Source organism: Pseudomonas sp. EB271-G4-1, assembly GCF_058791355.1.
The window spans coordinates 97,994-114,118 of record NZ_JBYTEO010000002.1; the positions used below are offsets into that span (position 1 = coordinate 97,994).

Annotated in this window: 18 protein-coding genes; 12 read left to right on the top strand and 6 right to left on the bottom strand. The window is 61.6% G+C overall.

Features of this window, described 5'->3' with window-relative positions; translation table 11 throughout:
• The first annotated feature begins 7 nt into the window (after positions 1-7).
• Genes gspD through AC3WWR_RS01510 form a run of 10 tightly spaced genes read left to right on the top strand, consistent with a single transcriptional unit; the run spans position 8 to position 8,845 of the window.
• A complete protein-coding gene (gspD, locus tag AC3WWR_RS01465) occupies positions 8-1,936 on the top strand; it encodes a type II secretion system secretin GspD (RefSeq protein ID WP_492598414.1) in 1,929 nt (642 codons plus the stop codon).
• The gene (gspE, locus tag AC3WWR_RS01470) at positions 1,933-3,411 is read left to right on the top strand and encodes a type II secretion system ATPase GspE (protein WP_020796162.1); all 1,479 of its coding nucleotides are present in this window, start codon (positions 1,933-1,935) and stop codon (positions 3,409-3,411) included. Before gspD ends, gspE begins: the two co-directional genes overlap by 4 nt.
• A 3-nt stretch (positions 3,412-3,414) precedes the next feature.
• Entirely contained in the window at positions 3,415-4,623 is a 1,209-nt protein-coding gene (gspF, locus tag AC3WWR_RS01475) for a type II secretion system inner membrane protein GspF (protein ID WP_020796163.1), read from the top strand.
• A gap of 2 nt (positions 4,624-4,625) precedes the next feature.
• Complete coding sequence (gene gspG / locus AC3WWR_RS01480; protein WP_020796164.1) at positions 4,626-5,075, top strand: type II secretion system major pseudopilin GspG; 450 nt, start codon at positions 4,626-4,628, stop codon at positions 5,073-5,075.
• Between the two features lie 3 nt (positions 5,076-5,078).
• Positions 5,079-5,546 (top strand): type II secretion system minor pseudopilin GspH, encoded by a 468-nt coding sequence (gspH, locus tag AC3WWR_RS01485; RefSeq protein WP_492598415.1) that lies wholly within the window; start codon positions 5,079-5,081, stop codon positions 5,544-5,546.
• Positions 5,539-5,922, top strand: coding sequence for a type II secretion system minor pseudopilin GspI (gspI, locus tag AC3WWR_RS01490; RefSeq protein ID WP_033044049.1), 384 nt, complete (start codon positions 5,539-5,541; stop codon positions 5,920-5,922). The genes gspH and gspI overlap by 8 nt, the downstream gene beginning before the upstream one ends.
• Positions 5,915-6,457 (top strand): type II secretion system minor pseudopilin GspJ, encoded by a 543-nt coding sequence (gene gspJ / locus AC3WWR_RS01495; RefSeq protein WP_020796167.1) that lies wholly within the window; start codon positions 5,915-5,917, stop codon positions 6,455-6,457. The genes gspI and gspJ overlap by 8 nt, the downstream gene beginning before the upstream one ends.
• Complete coding sequence (locus AC3WWR_RS01500; protein ID WP_033044050.1) at positions 6,454-7,284, top strand: type II secretion system protein GspK; 831 nt, start codon at positions 6,454-6,456, stop codon at positions 7,282-7,284. The genes gspJ and AC3WWR_RS01500 overlap by 4 nt, the downstream gene beginning before the upstream one ends.
• The gene (gspL, locus tag AC3WWR_RS01505) at positions 7,281-8,387 is read left to right on the top strand and encodes a type II secretion system protein GspL (RefSeq protein ID WP_033044052.1); all 1,107 of its coding nucleotides are present in this window, start codon (positions 7,281-7,283) and stop codon (positions 8,385-8,387) included. Before AC3WWR_RS01500 ends, gspL begins: the two co-directional genes overlap by 4 nt.
• Complete coding sequence (locus AC3WWR_RS01510) at positions 8,384-8,845, top strand: type II secretion system protein M (RefSeq protein ID WP_020796170.1); 462 nt, start codon at positions 8,384-8,386, stop codon at positions 8,843-8,845. Before gspL ends, AC3WWR_RS01510 begins: the two co-directional genes overlap by 4 nt.
• Here the strand turns inward: AC3WWR_RS01510 and AC3WWR_RS01515 are convergent.
• Positions 8,838-10,118, bottom strand: a complete 1,281-nt coding sequence (locus AC3WWR_RS01515) for an MFS transporter (protein WP_033044055.1) — start codon at positions 10,116-10,118, stop codon at positions 8,838-8,840. The two genes, AC3WWR_RS01510 and AC3WWR_RS01515, sit on opposite strands and share 8 nt — an antisense overlap.
• Before the next feature lie 119 nt (positions 10,119-10,237).
• Between AC3WWR_RS01515 and AC3WWR_RS01520 the strand changes: the two genes are divergently transcribed.
• A complete protein-coding gene (locus AC3WWR_RS01520) occupies positions 10,238-11,140 on the top strand; it encodes a LysR family transcriptional regulator (protein ID WP_020796172.1) in 903 nt (300 codons plus the stop codon).
• A gap of 475 nt (positions 11,141-11,615) precedes the next feature.
• A complete protein-coding gene (locus tag AC3WWR_RS01525; RefSeq protein WP_492598416.1) occupies positions 11,616-11,879 on the top strand; it encodes a DUF6124 family protein in 264 nt (87 codons plus the stop codon).
• 154 nt (positions 11,880-12,033) lie between these two features.
• On the opposite strand, the gene AC3WWR_RS01530 is transcribed toward AC3WWR_RS01525, so the two are convergent.
• From AC3WWR_RS01530 to AC3WWR_RS01550, 5 genes are read right to left on the bottom strand one after another with little or no spacing between them, the layout of a single operon-like run.
• On the bottom strand, positions 12,034-13,260 hold the full coding sequence (locus AC3WWR_RS01530; RefSeq protein ID WP_033044227.1) for a beta-ketoacyl-ACP synthase: 1,227 nt from the start codon (positions 13,258-13,260) through the stop codon (positions 12,034-12,036).
• Positions 13,260-13,988, bottom strand: a complete 729-nt coding sequence (gene fabG / locus AC3WWR_RS01535; RefSeq protein ID WP_020796175.1) for a 3-oxoacyl-ACP reductase FabG — start codon at positions 13,986-13,988, stop codon at positions 13,260-13,262. Before fabG ends, AC3WWR_RS01530 begins: the two co-directional genes overlap by 1 nt.
• Positions 13,985-14,446 (bottom strand): hotdog family protein, encoded by a 462-nt coding sequence (locus AC3WWR_RS01540; protein WP_020796176.1) that lies wholly within the window; start codon positions 14,444-14,446, stop codon positions 13,985-13,987. Before AC3WWR_RS01540 ends, fabG begins: the two co-directional genes overlap by 4 nt.
• Positions 14,443-15,636 (bottom strand): beta-ketoacyl-[acyl-carrier-protein] synthase family protein, encoded by a 1,194-nt coding sequence (locus tag AC3WWR_RS01545; protein WP_033044226.1) that lies wholly within the window; start codon positions 15,634-15,636, stop codon positions 14,443-14,445. Before AC3WWR_RS01545 ends, AC3WWR_RS01540 begins: the two co-directional genes overlap by 4 nt.
• Entirely contained in the window at positions 15,633-16,115 is a 483-nt protein-coding gene (locus AC3WWR_RS01550; protein ID WP_020796178.1) for a hypothetical protein, read from the bottom strand. The genes AC3WWR_RS01545 and AC3WWR_RS01550 overlap by 4 nt, the downstream gene beginning before the upstream one ends.
• Positions 16,116-16,125: the final 10 nt, after the last annotated feature.

Genomic DNA, 16,125 nt, shown 5'->3' on the forward strand with positions numbered 1-16,125 from the left:
CAACATAATGAACAGTTTCATTGGCGCGCAGGCCTTGCGCTCGATGCGTTTCCTTGTCGTGTTGGCGAGTCTGGCTTTGCCGGGCGCGTTGCAGGCAGCTGAGGAAAAGTGGCAGCTGGCGATGAACAACGCTGAGTTGCGCGACATCGTTGAAGAAATCTCCGGCATTCTGGGGACCACCGTGGTGCTCGATCCCAGGGTCTCCGGACGCATCACCGTTGTGTCTCGGCAAGCCCTTGATCGCGAAGGCGTGCGCCGCTTGTTCTACGGGGTGCTCGACGCCCACAACTTCACGGTGATCGACCAAGGTGACCGCATCCTGATCACGCCAGTGACAGAAGCCAGGACTCGCGCTGGCAGCAGCGCTGCAAAGAACGCTACGCCCTCGCAATTTGTCACTCGAGTGATCGAGCTGAACAATGGCAGTGCCGCCGATATCGCCGGGCTGGTCCGGCCTTTGGTCTCGGTCAACGGCTATGTCGGGCCGTCCGTGTCGGCCAATGCAGTGGTGGTCACGGAAACGGCAGCCAATGCGCAACGCATCGTCCAAGTCATCCGCCAGCTGGACTCTGGACAAAACAATATGCACGCCGTAGTGCAGTTACGTCACGCCCAGGCCAGTGACGTGGCCTCCGTCATGGAAGCCTCCCTGGGCAAGCGCACTGCCGAGAACGCGGTCCAGGTATTGGCCGACAGCAGAACCAATCGGCTGATCCTGATTGGCCCGTCAGCCGTTCGCCAACGCTTGGCCGAACTGGCGCGCGGTCTCGATGTTCCTGCCACGGCGGCTCCGGACAACGCTCGGGTGATCCGCCTGCGTCACAGCGACGCCAAGCAATTGGCCGAGATTCTGGAAAGCATGGGGCAGGGCCGAAAAACGGCCCCAACCCTTGGCAGCAATAAGGACGCACCAACCGGGACTGCCTTCATGATCAAGGCTGACGAAAGCCAGAATGCGCTGGTGCTGATCGCCGAGTCGGAGCAGGTCAGGACCATTGAAAGCATCGTGCGTCAGTTGGACCAGCCGCGCGCGCAGGTGCTGATCCATGCCGCCATCGTCGAGATTTCCGGGGACATCGCTGAAGCGGTTGGCGTGCAATGGGGCTTCAGTACCGGCGACGCGAAAGGCTTCATCAACTTCCCCGGCACCGATATCCCGATTGTCGGCGGCCTGGATTTCGACGAGAAGAAATCCGCACCCGAAGGCGCGCTGTTACGCCTGGGCAGTGATCGCTTTGGCACATTGATTTCGGCCCTGGCCAGCAATACCCACAGCAACCTGCTTTCTACGCCCAGCCTGTTGACGCTGGATAATCAGGAAGCGCACATCATCGTCGGCCAGACCGTCCCGTTCAAGACCGGCTCCTACGCCACAAACAGTAATGGGGCGGATAATCCGTTTACCACAGTCACCCGCGAGGACGTGGGAATCAGCCTGAAGATAAAGCCCTACATCAACGAAGGCTCGACGCTGCGGCTGGAGGTTGAGCAGGAAGTGTCGGACATCGCGCCGTCGGTATCAGGCATCGATTCTTCGGACCTGATCACTAACAAGCGTGCACTCAAGAGCACCATCCTGGCCGACGATGGCGAAATCATCGTCATTGGCGGGCTGATCAGAGACAGCGTAAGAACACAAAAAAGCGGGGTGCCGTTACTGCGGGATATTCCTTACCTGGGTGCTCTGTTTCGCTGGAACCGAGACACCCAGAGTAAAAGCAATCTCATGGTGTTCTTGCGGCCCACGATTGTACGCAGCAAGGAAGACCTGAACGGTATCAGCCAGCAGCGTTACAACGCACTGCGCGACTTGAGCCAGGCGGGGGCGCGGGATAACAACTCGTTGCTGCTGCCGTCAGATTCGCGTCAGCTGTTCGAACCGGTTTCCAAGGCGCCCGTGTTCGACCTGCGCAAGCCGGCACCGCAGACGCCATGACCCATTCGAGCGATGGTTGCCCACCACTGCCCTTCGGTTTTGCCCGTCGTTTCGGCGTGCTGCTGGAGAGCGAAGGCGACAAGGCGAGCCTTGCGGTGCGGGCCGATACGCCGCTCACCGCCCTGGCGGAAGCTCGCCGGACATGCGCTCGCGAGCTGTCGCTGCAGGTGCTCACCCCTGATATTTTTGCGACCCGCCTGGCCGCCGCCTACCGCGAAGGCCAGAGCGCCGCCGAGCAGGTCGCCCAAGGGCTGGACGAAGAACTGGACTTGCTCAGCCTGGTGGACAAGGTACCGCAAACCGCCGATTTGCTGGAGCAGCAGGGCGATGCGCCGATCATCCGTTTGATCAATGCATTACTCAGCGAGGCCATGCGCGAACACGCCTCGGACGTGCATCTGGAAACGTTCGAGCAGTACCTGTCGGTGCGCATGCGGGTCGACGGGCAGTTGCGCGAAATGCTCCGGCCCCGACGTGAATTGGCAACGCTGCTGGTATCGCGCATCAAGGTCATGGCGCGCCTGGATATCGCTGAAAAGCGTGTGCCCCAGGATGGTCGAATGGCCTTGCGCCTGGCCGGGCATGAAGTCGATGTGCGGGTCTCGACCCTACCCTCGGCACACGGCGAACGGGTGGTACTGCGCTTGCTCGACAAGCAGGCCGGGCGCCTTGAGTTGTCGCGTCTGGGCATGCCGGAGGACATCCTCCGGAACCTGCGCCACCTGCTGGGCAAACCGCACGGCATTTTGCTGGTGACCGGGCCCACCGGCTCAGGCAAGACCACCAGCCTCTACGCCGCGCTCAACAGTCTGAATGACCAGACCCGCAATATCCTTACGGTCGAAGATCCCATCGAATACCACCTGCCGGGCGTGGGGCAGATGCCGGTCAACCCCAAAGTGGACATGACTTTTGCCCGGGGGTTGCGAGCGATCCTGCGTCAGGATCCGGATGTGGTGATGGTCGGCGAAATCCGTGACCGCGAGACTGCTGAAATTGCCGTCCAGGCTTCGCTGACCGGTCACCTGGTGCTCTCGACGCTGCACACCAACAGTGCGGTCGGTGCGGTGACTCGCCTGGCGGACATGGGTGTCGATGCCTACCTGTTGGCATCGTCGCTGGTGGGTGTTCTAGCCCAGCGATTGCTGCGCACCTTGTGCCCTCATTGCAAGGTGCCCTACAGCGCCGATGCAACAGCTTGCCAGCGCCTGGGGCTCGGCACCGCATCGCTGCAGCTGTTCCGGGCCGTGGGGTGTGAGCAGTGTCAGCACGGCTATCGCGGGCGCGTCGGCATCTATGAGTTGATCTGCGTGACACCGTCACTGGCATCGCTGATTCACCAGGGGGCCAGTGAACAAGCCTTGGCCAACGAGGCCCGCCAGATGTCGCGCAGTCTGTTCCAGGACGGCCGCCAACGGGTGCTGGACGGGCTGACCAGTCTCGACGAGTTGTTGCGCGTGACGCGGGAGGACTAGGTCATGCCGACATTCGATTACCGGGCCGATGACGGTCAGGGTCGCCGTTGCAAGGGACGGCTGGAGGCAGACAACCCCCGTCATGCTCGGCAACTGTTGCGTGAGCGCGGGTTGTGGCCGCGGGACTTGAAGGAAATCCGGGTCGTTGGTGGCACAAACAAGCCAGGCAGCGCAGGGCGTTTGAGTGCCGCCGACCTGGCACTGCTGACACTGCAATTGTCCACGCTGGTTCAGGCCGGATTGCCCTTGGAGGAATCTCTTGAGGCCGTGGCGAAACAGAGTGCCAAGCGTCGGGTTGCCAGTTTGCTGTCGATGGTCAGGAGTCGGGTCATGGAAGGGCATGCCCTCGCCGATGCGCTGGCGCAGTTTCCCAAGGCGTTTCCCGACCTGTTCCGTGCCACCGTGGCCGCTGGCGAACGTTCCGGCCATCTGGGCCATGTGCTGGAGCAATTGGCCGCGTATACCCAGGCTCGCCAGGCCTCACGGCAAAAGATCCAGATGGCGTTGGTGTATCCGTTGATCCTGATGTCGGCCAGCGTGGTCATCGTCGGCTTTCTGCTCGGTTACGTGGTGCCCGACGTAGTGAAGATTTTCGTCGACAGCGGCCAACCGCTGCCGTGGCTGACGCGGGCATTGATACGTACCAGTGACGGGTTGCGTAGCCATGGCTTGTTGTTGATAGCTGCGCTGGCGCTGCTGGTCGCCCTCTGGCGCTGGAGCTTGAGTCAAAGAGCCTGGCGCCTGCGCTGGCATCGCCTGGCGTTGAACGTCCCGGTTTTTGGCGACGTGCTGCGCGCAATGGAGGCCGCACGATTTGCCAGCACCCTGGCCATCCTCGGCAAAAGCGCCGTGCCTTTGGTCGACGCATTGGAAATTGCCGCTGCCGTGATCGGCAACCTGACCATCCGTGCGCGAATGACCGATGTCGCCCGCTCGGTCCGCGAAGGCGCAACCCTGACCCATGGCCTGGAATTGAGCGGCGATATCCCGCCGATGATGCTGCACATGATCGCCAGTGGCGAGCGGGCGGGCGAACTCGATCGCATGCTGGCCCGCGCCGCCGAACAACAGGAAAGCAGCCTGGCGGCGCGAATTGCCCTGGTGGTGAGTCTGTTCGAGCCCGCGATGCTCGTGCTGATGGGCGGCGTCGTGTTGCTGATCGTCCTGGCCATTCTGCTTCCGATTCTCAGCCTCAACCAATTGGTGAATTGACCATGCACGCTTTACGTCACAGAACTTCCCAGCACGGCTTTACCCTGATCGAGATCATGGTGGTGGTAGTCATCATCGGCATTTTGGGGGCAATCGTGGTGCCGCAGTTCATGAGCCGCCCCGATCAGGCCAAAGTCACCGCGGCCAAAGTCGATCTCCAGGCCATCGGCACCGCCCTGGAAATGTATCGTCTCGACAACTTCCACTACCCCTCCACGCAACAGGGGCTGGAGGCCTTGAGCAAGCGACCTTCCGGAATGCCGGCGGCGAGGAGCTGGAACCCTCAGGGTTACCTGAAATCCTTGCCCGTTGATCCGTGGGGCACGCCCTATCAGTACCTCAATCCCGGTGTTAAATCGGCGGATGGCGGCTATGACTTGTATTCCCTCGGGTCCGATGGCGTAGCGGGTGGCGAAGGGCACGCAGCGGAAATCGGCAATTGGGGTAGTTGAACCATGCCGCGCCGTAGTCGGGGATTTACCTTGCTGGAAATGATGATCGTGACCGTCCTGATCGGCGTGCTGTTGGGCATGGTGAGTCTGGCCACGGGCATCCACCCGGCACAGCAAGCGAGGCAGGAAGCGAGCGCCCTGGGTGGCGTCATCCGCCAGCTGCGGCAACAGGCAGTGCTGGAGGGGCGCGAATACGGTCTGCGGCTGAGCGTCCTGGGGTACCGGTCGATGCGTCTGGATGGGCGTGGCTGGGAACCGCTGGCCGCCTTCAACCGATGGCCCGAGAGCTTGCAACTGAGCCTTGAGCAGGAGGGGTATGCCCTGAGGCTGGGCGCTGACGTCGGCCCTCCGCAGATTCTGCTGTACAGCAGCGATGAAACCAGCAACTTCACACTGACGTTCGCTGGCAAAGACAAGATTTGGGCGACCCTGTCCGGTGATGGCATGGGCGAGTTCATGATCGATGAGTGAGCCACCGGCCATTGTTCGCATGAGTGGATTCACCTTGCTTGAAGTCATGGTGGCCCTGGCGATTTTCGCGACCCTGGCGACGGCGGTGCTGTCCGCAAGCCAATACGTGGTCAGGCAGGCAGGCGCTGCCGAAGAGCGTCTTCTCGCGGCCTGGGTGGCAGACAATCAGCTGAGCGAGCTGCGACTGCAATCGTCCCCCGTGCTTGCGCAGCCACAACGGATGGTGAGCCTGGGTCAACGCGACTGGGTTGTACGTCAAAACGTCGACCCGACGCGCGATCCTCCCGGGTTGTTGGTCGAAGTCGAGGTCGGCCTTGCCGGACGTGACCAGACCCTGTTCCGCGCCACCGGTTGGATAGCCAATCGTCATGAATGAGCAAGGCGGATTTACCCTGCTCGAACTGGTTATTGCCATTTCGATTTTTGCCTTGCTGGGGCTGGCCAGCTGGACGCTGTTCGACAGTGTGGTGCGCGTGCAGCGGGGCACCCTGAGCCACGAACGTGAACTCAGGAACCTGCAACGCGCCGTGGCAGTAATCGAACGTGACCTTATGCACATCGCGCAGCCGCCTGTCGTGCAAGACCCGTCGCAGTTGCAACTGCTGCGCGGCAATTGGCGTAATCCGCTGGACTTACCGCGCAGTGAGCGGCAGTTGCTGACTTATCGACTCGACAACGGCGCGCTTTGGCGTGACAGCCGGGCGGAAGGGGCGCAGAGCGTGCAGCGGCAAAAACTGCTCGACGATGTTCGAGAGGTGCGTTGGCGTCTGTACGACAGCCAGGTTGGTTGGCGCGGCGATTGGCCGTCCGGGCAGAGCCCGAAGGCGCCCTTGGCGGTGGAAATGCAAATGTCGGCAGGGCGCTTCGAGGCGATCCGTCGGGTGCTGTTATTGCCGGGAGCACTGCCATGAGGGCCGGTCAACGCGGCGTTGCTCTGATCAGTGTGTTGCTGGTCATGAGCCTGGCGTTATTGATCATCGGCGGCATGCTGCGCAGCCATCGCGCATTGCTGCAAAGCACCGGGCAGCAGTTACAGCAGATGCACCTGCGGCAACTCGGTGTAGCCGGGGAAACCTGGGGCCTGGTGTTGCTCAAGGCTCAGCAAAAAGACAGCGAGCCGATGGCCGAACCTTCCAGCGCTTTTGCCATTGAAGATGCGCAGATACGCGTCGAGATCGAGGATCTGGCCGGTCGTTTCAATCTCAATACCCTGTTGATTCAGGGGCAGATCGATCAAGTCACGCTCAAGCGCTGGATGCGTTTGCTGACGCTGCTCGAACTGCCGTCGTTGCAACTGCAGCAAGTAGGGCCGCTGCTCGAGCTCAGCCAGCTGCGACTGCTTCCTGGTGTCGATGCTGAGCTGTTGCGTCGTTTGGCGCCCTGGGTCGCGCTGTTGCCGGCAAAGGCCACGATGAACATCAACACAGCGCCAGCGCTGGTATTGCGTACGCTCGACGGTATCGAGCGCACCACGGCCGAAACCTTGGTACGCCAGCGTTCCCCGGCAGGCTGGCCAAGCGTTCAGGCCTTTACCCAGGACCCGCTGATATCCGGTTTGGGCTTGAGCGGCCATGGCCTGGGCGTTGATAGCCGCTGGTACCGGATCACCGTTCAAGTAACCCAGGGGCAGGGGCATCTGCGGCTGGCAACCGATGTCGAACGCGACCCCAAGACGCGTCAGTTGAAGATCCTGCAACGGCGTGTTCTCCCCTCGAATGCAAGCGAGATCCAGCAATGAAAACCTGGCTTTATCTAACAGCCGAAGGCTTGGGCCTGCCCACGCTCGCCTGGCCTTGTTGTCTATGGACTTCGACCGGCGAACGGCAGCGCTTGCCCTTGGATCAAGCGGCACAGTCACTGGCTGGGCAGGCGGTCGATGTGCTGTTGCCCATGGAACTGTGCAGTTGGTTGCTCAGCGATCCATGGCCATCCAGGCGCCAACCTGATGCCCAGGCCATCGCTTACGCTGTCGAAGAGCAGTTGAGCCAAGCCCTGGAAAAGCTGCACCTGAGTACCGGTGCGCGCGATCCACAAGGTCGCTATCCGGTGATGGTGATCGACCGCGAACGATTTGCCGTTGTCCTCGCGCTGCTGGCCGAAGTGAGTATTAAGGTGCGATCTGTGTTCGTCGATGCCGATGTGTTGCCTCGTGACCAGGCACTCGGCATCTGGTGGTTTGGCCGCTGGTTGCTCGGTGGAGGCTTGCCTGCACGCCTGACGTTGTCGGATGAAGATCTGGTGGCGCTCGAGCCAGGCTTGCCCAGGGACGTTCAGTGGCGTGACGAGCGTAAGGATGCCACTGATATCGATCAGTGGCTGATCCCGGTGCATGGACCGGCAATCAATCTGTTGCACGGCGATTTCGCGGCGCCTCGAAAGCGCCTGCCCTGGCGTTTCGGCGGGCTGGTCGTGTTGTCGCTGCTGCTGCTCGACTGGGGTGCCAGCGCGGCACGTATCGGCTTTCTCGAAAACCAGACCCGCCAGCTCTACAGTCGCAACGTGGAGCAATTCAAAGGGCTTTACCCGGAGCAGACCCGCATCGTTGACCTGGCGTTACAACTCAATGTAATGCAAAGCCAAAATGCGGCCCCTCAGGACGGCCATATCGCCGGGCTGGTCAAACTCGTCGAACAAGTCATCGGCGCCAGCAATGTCGATGTCCAGCGCATTGAATTTCGCGAAAGCGATGGTTGGAAAGTCCGGCTGACCGCCAATAGTTTTACCGAACTGGAATTACTGCGTGAGCGTGGCCGCCAGCAAGGTTTGCCTGTGCGACTCGACAGCGCGAGCAAGGAAGGCGATCGGGTGCAGGCGACCCTGACCCTGGAGCAAGGCGCATGAAGCTGAGCGGGTTGGTCACATGGCCGGTGCTGCTGCAGCGCTGGCAGCGCCTGTCGCTGCGCGAACAACGATTGTTGCTGGTGTTGGTCGCGTTTGTCTTTGGTGTAGCGGCATTCAGCCTGGTCTGGCAACCGACGCAACAGCGTCTTGCAGCGGCCGAGCGTCAGTATCAGCAGCAGCTGGCACTGACGGCGCAACTGCAGCTGGCGCGTCCGCGCAGCATGCGCGAGCCTGTCACTCAGCCGCTGTCACTGCACGTCAGCGAAAGTGCTACCGAGGCCGGACTCGAACTGCATCAGGTCAACACCGACGGTGATCAGTTGCGCCTGAACCTCAGCGGTGACGCCAAGGCATTACTGGCATGGTTGGACCGCATCGAACGTGATGGCACCGCGCTGCAATCCTTGACCCTGGAAAAGCGCAACGCGGTACTGGAGGCGCAGATAGTGCTCAGATAGTCGCACCGGTGCCTGGCAGTGGCGGCAACTTTGAAAGCTTCAAGGCGACCATTAATGCCACGGCCAGCAGTCCACCGATGAACAAGCCGATTCCATTCCAGCCAGCCAAGTGCCAGAACACGCCGCCCGCCGTGCCAGCAATGCTTCCTCCTGCGTAGTAGCTGAACAGGTACAAGGACGATGCCTGGCCCTTGGCCTTGGTGGCACGACGGCCGATCCAGCTGCTGGCGACGGAGTGGGCGCCGAAGAAACCGAAGGTGAAGACCAGCATGCCGATGATGACCAGCGGCAATGGCGTAAACATCGTCAGGGCGAGACCGCCGATCATCAGCGCGATAGTGCTCCAGAGCACTTTGCGGCGGCCGATTTTGTCGGCCAGCGAGCCGATTTTCGCCGAACTGTAGATACCCGAGAGATACACCACCGAGAGTAATCCGACAAAGGCCTGTTCCATGTGGTAAGGCTCGGCCAGCAGGCGGTAGCCGATGTAGTTGAACAGGGTGACGAACGCCCCCATCAACACAAAGGCTTCGAGGAACAGCAGTGGCAGCCCGGCGTCGCGAAAGTGCATGGTGAAACCGTCGACCAGGCTGCGCGGGTGCAACGAGCGGGCACGGAAGTTGCGCGATTCGGGGAGGATTTTCCAGAATACCGCTGCCGCAATCAGTGCCAGGCCGCCGATCACCAGCATTGCCGTGTGCCAGCTGACGAAGTCGATCAAGACGCCGGTGATAAGACGCCCGCTCATCCCGCCGATGGCGTTACCGCCGATGTACAAACCCATGGCGAGGCCGATGTGCTGCGGGTGAATCTCTTCGCTCAAATAGGTCATCGCCACCGCCGCCAGGCCGCTCAACGACAGTCCAATCAGCGCGCGCATCGCCAGGACACCGTGCCAGCTCGGCATCATCGCGCTGGCCATGGTGCACAGTGCGGCGGCAAACAGCGCCGCCACCATCACCGTTTTGCGCCCGACGCGATCGGAGATCGGGCCGGTGATCAGCAGGCCAATGGCAAGCATGCCCGTGGCTACCGAGAGAATCAGGCTGCTCTGCGCCGCGTTGATCGAGTATTCGTTGGACAGCAGCGGCATCATCGGTTGCACGCAGTAGAGCAGGGCGAACGTCGCGAAGCCGCCGCAGAACAGCGCCAGCACCGTGCGCATGAAGGCTGGCGTGCCTTTTTCGATGTAGATCTCTTCCAGCTCGGCAGCCACATCGTCTGGTGTGGCGGGAGGAACTTCATGGGTAAGTGGAGCGACAGCAGTTTTCACGGTGGACCTCGGAGGAGCGCAGCCCGTCAGGCAATGAAAAAAGCATATAGCTGGCTAATGATTCAATCCAATATATTGTTCGACCTGTTTGATAGCTTTAACGACCTAATGGGGTTTTCATGGAATTGCGTCATCTGCGTTACTTCATCGCTGTCGCCGAAGAACTGCACTTCGGCCGCGCTGCGCAGGCGCTTGGTATCTCGCAGCCGCCGCTGAGCCAGCAGATCCAGGCCCTGGAGCAGGAAGTGGGTGCGCGATTGTTCGAGCGTACCAATCGTCGGGTCGAGCTGAGCGAGGCCGGTCGACTGTTCCTGGAAGAGGCACGGCTGGTGCTGGCGCAGGTCGACAAGGCGGCGGATGTTGCGCGGCGGGCGCAGTTGGGCGAGTTGGGCGAACTGAAAATCGGCTTCACATCGTCGGCACCGTTCAACTCAACGATTCCCCAGGCGATTTTTTCGTTTCGCCAGCGTTTTCCGGCAGTGCATTTGAATTTGCGGGAAATGAGCAGCACCCAGGTGGCCGATGCGCTGGTGGATGAGTCGATCGAAGTCGGGATCATGCGGCCGCTGGGGCTGCCGGATTGCTTGAGCGTCGTCGAGTTGATGCGTGAGCCGTTAGTGGCCGTGCTCAGTTCCAAGCACCCTTTGGCGCAGGGCAGTGAAGAAGGCCTGTTCCTGTCCGCCCTGGCACTGGAGCCTTTCGTATTTTTCCCCCGTAGCTATGGCAGTGGCCTGTACGCACAATTACTCAGTCTGGCCCGTGATGCCGGCTTCAGTCCGCACTTTGCCCAAGAGGCCGGCGAAGCGATGACTATCATTGGCCTGGTAGCCGCAGGATTGGGTGTGTCGGTGCTGCCGGCGTCTTATCAGCGAATGCGCATCGACGGGGTGGTCTATCGGCCGTTGCTCGACCCGGCGGCGGTGTCGGCGGTGTGGCTGGTGCAGCGCAAGGACCAGAAGTCGCCGATGGCGCGGGCGTTCGTGGAGTTGTTGACGAGGAAGGTTGAGCCGTTAAAGTCATGAAGGCTGCACCGTCCCTGTAGGAGCGAGCATGCTCGCGATGGTCGTCAACGATGACGCTTGTTTCCTGGTGACACGCGGCGTTCTTTAGTCCATCGCGAGCATGCTCGCTCCTACAGGTCAGAGTTTTCGCCGCTGCTGGTGGGATATTTCTGAACTATCCCGGAGAGGCTACAACGCCTTGCGGCGTTGCCTACAACTACTCCAGAATCCGCCGGCTTGTGCGCTTTGGGGGCCATCGGTAGCTTGATCCGGGTCACTGATTGTCAGTGATCGGGTTTAGTAGCCCGTAGTAAACCGAAGCGCATTGGCGCTCCTGATAGGCAGGTATGTCCGTACCTGCCCTTGACGGTGGCTGTGCGCAGGGCGCCTTCGGGCGCGCCGGTTTTCGGTTTGCCCGGTCTACTAACCTGCGTACAGCCGCCACCCTTTGATCAGTAGCGATTCGGTGTGGCCCCCATTGTCAGGACGCTGAATCATGACCAATGCCTCAAACTCTCCGGATACCGACCCAGACGCGCCACACCAACCCAGCACCCTCTTCCTCATCGCCCCCGAAACCGATAACCACACCCTGCTGGAGTACGCCTGCGTTTCACTGGCGTCAGCCAATGTCATGGCGAGCGACTTCGCGAGGAGCCTGAACGGAGTGCAGAGCTACACAATGCTGGGGATTCAGCAATCAATCATGCTGGGAGAACTGGCGGTCAATAGGGTCCTGGATAACCTCGATCCGCCATGACCTGTCCGGGAGGCAGGGACCTTGTGGGAGCGAGCCTGCTCGCGAAAAACGTCCGAACAACGCGTTCGTTCAGGCAGCACGCGTTATCGTTGACATCCATCGCGAGCAGGCTCGCTCCTACAGGGGATTGAAGTGCGCTCGCCTGCGGCAGCGCCTACGCCCAGCGTTTGAAAATCAACGACGTATTCACCCCGCCAAACGCAAAATTATTGTTCATCACGTACTGATTGCTCATCTGCCGGAACTCGCCGCGCAGGTAGTCGAGCTTGCCGCAATGCGGGTCGACTTCGTCAAGGTTCAAGGTGTGGGCGTACAGGTCGCTGTTCATCATTTCGATGCTGAACCAGGACTCCAGCGCACCGCAGGCGCCGAGCGTGTGGCCGAGGAAGCTCTTTTGTGAGCTGATCGGCATGTGTTCGCCAAACAGGCTGCTGGTGGCCAGGGTTTCGGCGATGTCGCCCTGTTCGGTGGCCGTGCCGTGACCGTTGACGTAGCCGATGTCGGCAGGGCTCAAGCCCGCATCTTCCAGGGCCAACTCCATGGCCCGGCGCATGGTGACTTGCTCCGGGCGGGTGGTGTGCTGGCCGTCGGCATTGCTGCCGAAACCAACGAGTTCGGCATGAATACGGGCACCTCGCGCCAGCGCGTGTTCCAGTTCTTCGAGCACCAGCATGCCGCCGCCTTCACCGATCACCAGGCCGTCGCGCCCTTTGTCATAGGGACGCGGGGTAGTGTGCGGGGCGTTGTTTTTCAGGCTGGTGGCGTAGAGTGCGTCGAACACCATGGCTTCGGTCGGGCACAGTTCCTCGGCACCGCCAGCGAGCATCAACGGCAGGCGGCCGAACTTGATGGCTTCGTAGGCGTAGCCGATGCCTTGGCTGCCGCTGGTGCAGGCGCTGGAGGTGGGGATCAGGCGGCCGGTGAGGCCGAAGAAGATGCTGATGTTGGCCGCGGTGGTGTGCGGCATCATGCGCACGTAGGAGTTGGCGTTCAGGCCTTCGGCCACCGAGTTCAGCAACATGTTGCCGAAGGCCTTGATCTCGTCGGTGCTGCCCGTGGAGGACCCGCAGGCAACGCCCATGCGCCCGTCCTTGATCGATTCGTCACCGAGCAATCCGGCATCGGCCAACGCCCGCTCCGCTGCGCCGACGGCCAGTCGCGAAACGCGGCCCATGCTGCGCAGTTGTTTGCGCGTCCAGTGGCTCGGCACGATGAAGTCATCGATGGGCCCGGCCAGGCGCGTATTGAGTTCAGTGAAGCGGTCCCATTCGTCCATGCGGCGAATGCCGCTGCGGTTGGCTGCGAAGTGGTCGGCGATGGTTGCCCAATCGCTGCCCAGCGAGGTGATGCCGGCCATGCCGGTGACGACGACACGTTTCATCAGCACAGGCCTCCGTTGACGGCCAGCACCTGCCGGGTGATGTACGAGGCTTCCGCCGACATCAGGAAATTCACCGCGCCGGCCACCTCTTCCGGGGTGCCCATGCGTTGTGCGGGGATCATTTTCATCAGTTCTTCCACCGGCACGTTTTCATCGAGCATGGCTGTGTCGATCAGGCCGGGTGCGACACAGTTGACGGTGATCTTGCGCTTGCCCAACTCGATCGCCAACGCCTTCGCCGCGCCGATCAACCCGGCCTTCGAGGCGCTGTAGTTGACCTGGCCGCGATTGCCGATCAAGCCGGACACCGACGTGATGCAAACGATTCGCCCGGCAGCGCGACGACGGATCATCGGCATCATCACCGGGTGCAGCACGTTGTAGAAACCGTCGAGGTTGGTGCGCATCACCACATCCCAATCATCCTCGCTCAGCGCCGGAAAAGCACCGTCACGTGTCAGCCCGGCGTTGAGCACCACGCCGTAGTAGGCGCCATGGGTTTCGACGTCGGCCTCAAGGATGGCTTTGCAGCCGGCGCGGTCGGACACATCGAATTGCAGGATGCGCGCAGTGCGACCCAGGGTCTCGATTTCGACTTGTACGGCTTGGGCATCCGCCAGGCCACTGCGGCAATGCAGCACGATGTCATGCCCGGCCTGGGCCAGGCGCAGGGCGATGGCGCGGCCGATGCCACGGCTGGAACCGGTGACCAGTACGAATTCAGTCATGACTGGACTCCTTCGGATTCATCAAGATATTGAGCCGCCTGAGGCGGGCGATACACGTTCAGGCGGGCGCTGGCGTGAATGCCGGGTGCGTTGATGTGGCACTCGAACACGCCCATGCCGTTGTCATCTTCCAGGGAGCGGATGCCATGCAGGGTCAGTTCGGTGCCGGCGGGAAAACGGTCGACGTTGCATTCGAACTTGCGAGAGCCGAGCAAAAAGCCCAGCTGCGTTGCATCGCCGCGCTGGCGCGCATGGCAACCGGCGAAGGCCGCGACGCTCTGGGCCATGAGTTCAATCCCGACCCAGGCCGGCAGGCTGCCGTCGGGCAAATTGAACAGACCGTCGGGCTTGACCCTGAGGCGTGTATGAATCTGCTCTTCATCGAATGCCAGGATCTGCTCGATGAGAATCATGTCGCCAGCATGGGGCAGCAGTTCGGCGAGCGGCCAATCAATCATGGGGCGTCTCCGATAATCAGGCTGACGTTGTTGCCACCGAAGGCGAAGGAGTTGCTCATCAGGTAGCGAGGTCCAGTGGACGCCAGGCGATCGGCGGGAGTCACCCATTTGAGGGTGGGCAGCTCGGGATCGGCTTGGCCGTCCCAGACATGCGGGGCCAGGAGGTGCTCGCGGTTGTCGTCACTCAGGCTCAACCAGCAGAAGGCGGCTTCCAGCGCGCCGGCCGCGCCAAGGGTATGGCCGGTCATGGGCTTGGTCGAAGAACAGGGCACGCCGGCCGGGAACACCGCCGCCACTGCGTGGCTTTCCATGGCGTCGTTGTGTTGGGTGGCGGTGCCATGCAGGTTCAGGTAGGCGATTTGCTCAGGCCGCAGTCTGGCCCGGCTCAAGGCCTTGCGCATTGCCTGTTGGGCGCCGCGGCCGGTGGGTTCTGGCGCGGAAATGTGGTGCGCATCGGAACTGGCGCCACTGCCAAGCAGGGCAATCGGCTGGTCGCCAGGCTGCTTGCTCATCAGGAACAGCACGGCTGCTTCGCCGATATTGATGCCGTTGCGGTTCACTGAAAACGGATTGCAGCGCTGCCCGGACACGGCTTCGAGTGCCGAGAAGCCGTTGAGCGTCAGCTTGCACAGTGTGTCGACTCCACCGCACAGCACCACATCGCACATGCCCAGATCGAGCAGGCGCTGGGCACTCATCAATGCGCGTGCGCTGGAGGTGCAGGCAGTGGAAATCACATAGGCCGGGCCGCTTACTTGCAGCCAGTCGGCGAGAAAGTTTGCCGGTGCGCCGAGTTCCTGTTGCTGATAGTCGTATTGCGCCGGAAATTGCTGTTCGCGCACGTAGCGAGCCAGGCCCTGGCTGGCTTCGTCGATGCCCGACGTACTGGTGCCCAGCACGATGCCGATGCGATCGCGGCCGTAGGTCTGGATGGCCTGATCGATGTCACCGCGAATTTGCAGCGTGGCCTCCATCAGCAATTGATTGTTGCGACTGCGTTGGCAGGCCAGTTCTGCGGGAATCGGCACGAGATCGCCACGCACCGCGCCTACCGGTAATGAACGCTCTGGCACCCAGCCGGCTTCGCTGCGCATGCCTGAGCAATCGCCGGCGAACAGGTGGCGGGCGACTTCTTGTTTGTCACGGCCCAGGGCGCAGACGACCCCGAGGGCATTGAGGTAAGCCGTCATGGTGCGTCACCGCTCAGGGGGGTGATTAGATATTTCGGGCCTTTGGGCAAATTCAATTCGAAGCTCAATGGTTGTGAATAACGGACGTCCCAGCGCGCTGGCAGCGAGCGTTGCGCCCCGTATTGCCACGCCTTTGGATAGTTGCCAGGCAGTTCATCCCTGGGGGTCAGTGCAAACAGCAACGCGGCGAACAGCTCACGGGCTTCCGGGTTAGGCGGCAACAGGCCATCGGCTTGCCAATGGCTATCGACCAGTTTCTGGCGGGCCTGCGGAATACCCAGCAAGTCCATCATCGACCAGCGTATGGCAGGGCCTTCACGCTGGATGACCAGTACCCAGTCCTGGCGTTGTTCGGCCTGCAGGCGCTGGATGTGCAATTGCAGCGGCAACGCCATGCTTGGGGTCTGCGCGGGCAGTGGCGCCTGGCTCGCGCAGGCGCTCAGCAGCAGGATGCAGCCGAGCAGCAGAACTCGAATCATCAGGCACACC

What these genes read in the sequence shown, in the direction of transcription:
- gspD (WP_492598414.1), top strand. Translation starts at nt 8, where the DNA reads ATGAACAGTTTCATTGGCGCGCAGGCCTTGCGCTCGATGCGTTTCCTT.
- gspE (WP_020796162.1), top strand. Translation starts at nt 1,933, where the DNA reads ATGACCCATTCGAGCGATGGTTGCCCACCACTGCCCTTCGGTTTTGCC.
- gspF (WP_020796163.1), top strand. Translation starts at nt 3,415, where the DNA reads ATGCCGACATTCGATTACCGGGCCGATGACGGTCAGGGTCGCCGTTGC.
- gspG (WP_020796164.1), top strand. Translation starts at nt 4,626, where the DNA reads ATGCACGCTTTACGTCACAGAACTTCCCAGCACGGCTTTACCCTGATC.
- gspH (WP_492598415.1), top strand. Translation starts at nt 5,079, where the DNA reads ATGCCGCGCCGTAGTCGGGGATTTACCTTGCTGGAAATGATGATCGTG.
- gspI (WP_033044049.1), top strand. Translation starts at nt 5,539, where the DNA reads ATGAGTGAGCCACCGGCCATTGTTCGCATGAGTGGATTCACCTTGCTT.
- gspJ (WP_020796167.1), top strand. Translation starts at nt 5,915, where the DNA reads ATGAATGAGCAAGGCGGATTTACCCTGCTCGAACTGGTTATTGCCATT.
- AC3WWR_RS01500 (WP_033044050.1), top strand. Translation starts at nt 6,454, where the DNA reads ATGAGGGCCGGTCAACGCGGCGTTGCTCTGATCAGTGTGTTGCTGGTC.
- gspL (WP_033044052.1), top strand. Translation starts at nt 7,281, where the DNA reads ATGAAAACCTGGCTTTATCTAACAGCCGAAGGCTTGGGCCTGCCCACG.
- AC3WWR_RS01510 (WP_020796170.1), top strand. Translation starts at nt 8,384, where the DNA reads ATGAAGCTGAGCGGGTTGGTCACATGGCCGGTGCTGCTGCAGCGCTGG.
- AC3WWR_RS01520 (WP_020796172.1), top strand. Translation starts at nt 10,238, where the DNA reads ATGGAATTGCGTCATCTGCGTTACTTCATCGCTGTCGCCGAAGAACTG.
- AC3WWR_RS01525 (WP_492598416.1), top strand. Translation starts at nt 11,616, where the DNA reads ATGACCAATGCCTCAAACTCTCCGGATACCGACCCAGACGCGCCACAC.
- AC3WWR_RS01530 (WP_033044227.1), bottom strand. Translation starts at nt 13,260, where the DNA reads ATGAAACGTGTCGTCGTCACCGGCATGGCCGGCATCACCTCGCTGGGC.
- fabG (WP_020796175.1), bottom strand. Translation starts at nt 13,988, where the DNA reads ATGACTGAATTCGTACTGGTCACCGGTTCCAGCCGTGGCATCGGCCGC.
- AC3WWR_RS01540 (WP_020796176.1), bottom strand. Translation starts at nt 14,446, where the DNA reads ATGATTGATTGGCCGCTCGCCGAACTGCTGCCCCATGCTGGCGACATG.
- AC3WWR_RS01545 (WP_033044226.1), bottom strand. Translation starts at nt 15,636, where the DNA reads ATGACGGCTTACCTCAATGCCCTCGGGGTCGTCTGCGCCCTGGGCCGT.
- AC3WWR_RS01550 (WP_020796178.1), bottom strand. Translation starts at nt 16,115, where the DNA reads ATGATTCGAGTTCTGCTGCTCGGCTGCATCCTGCTGCTGAGCGCCTGC.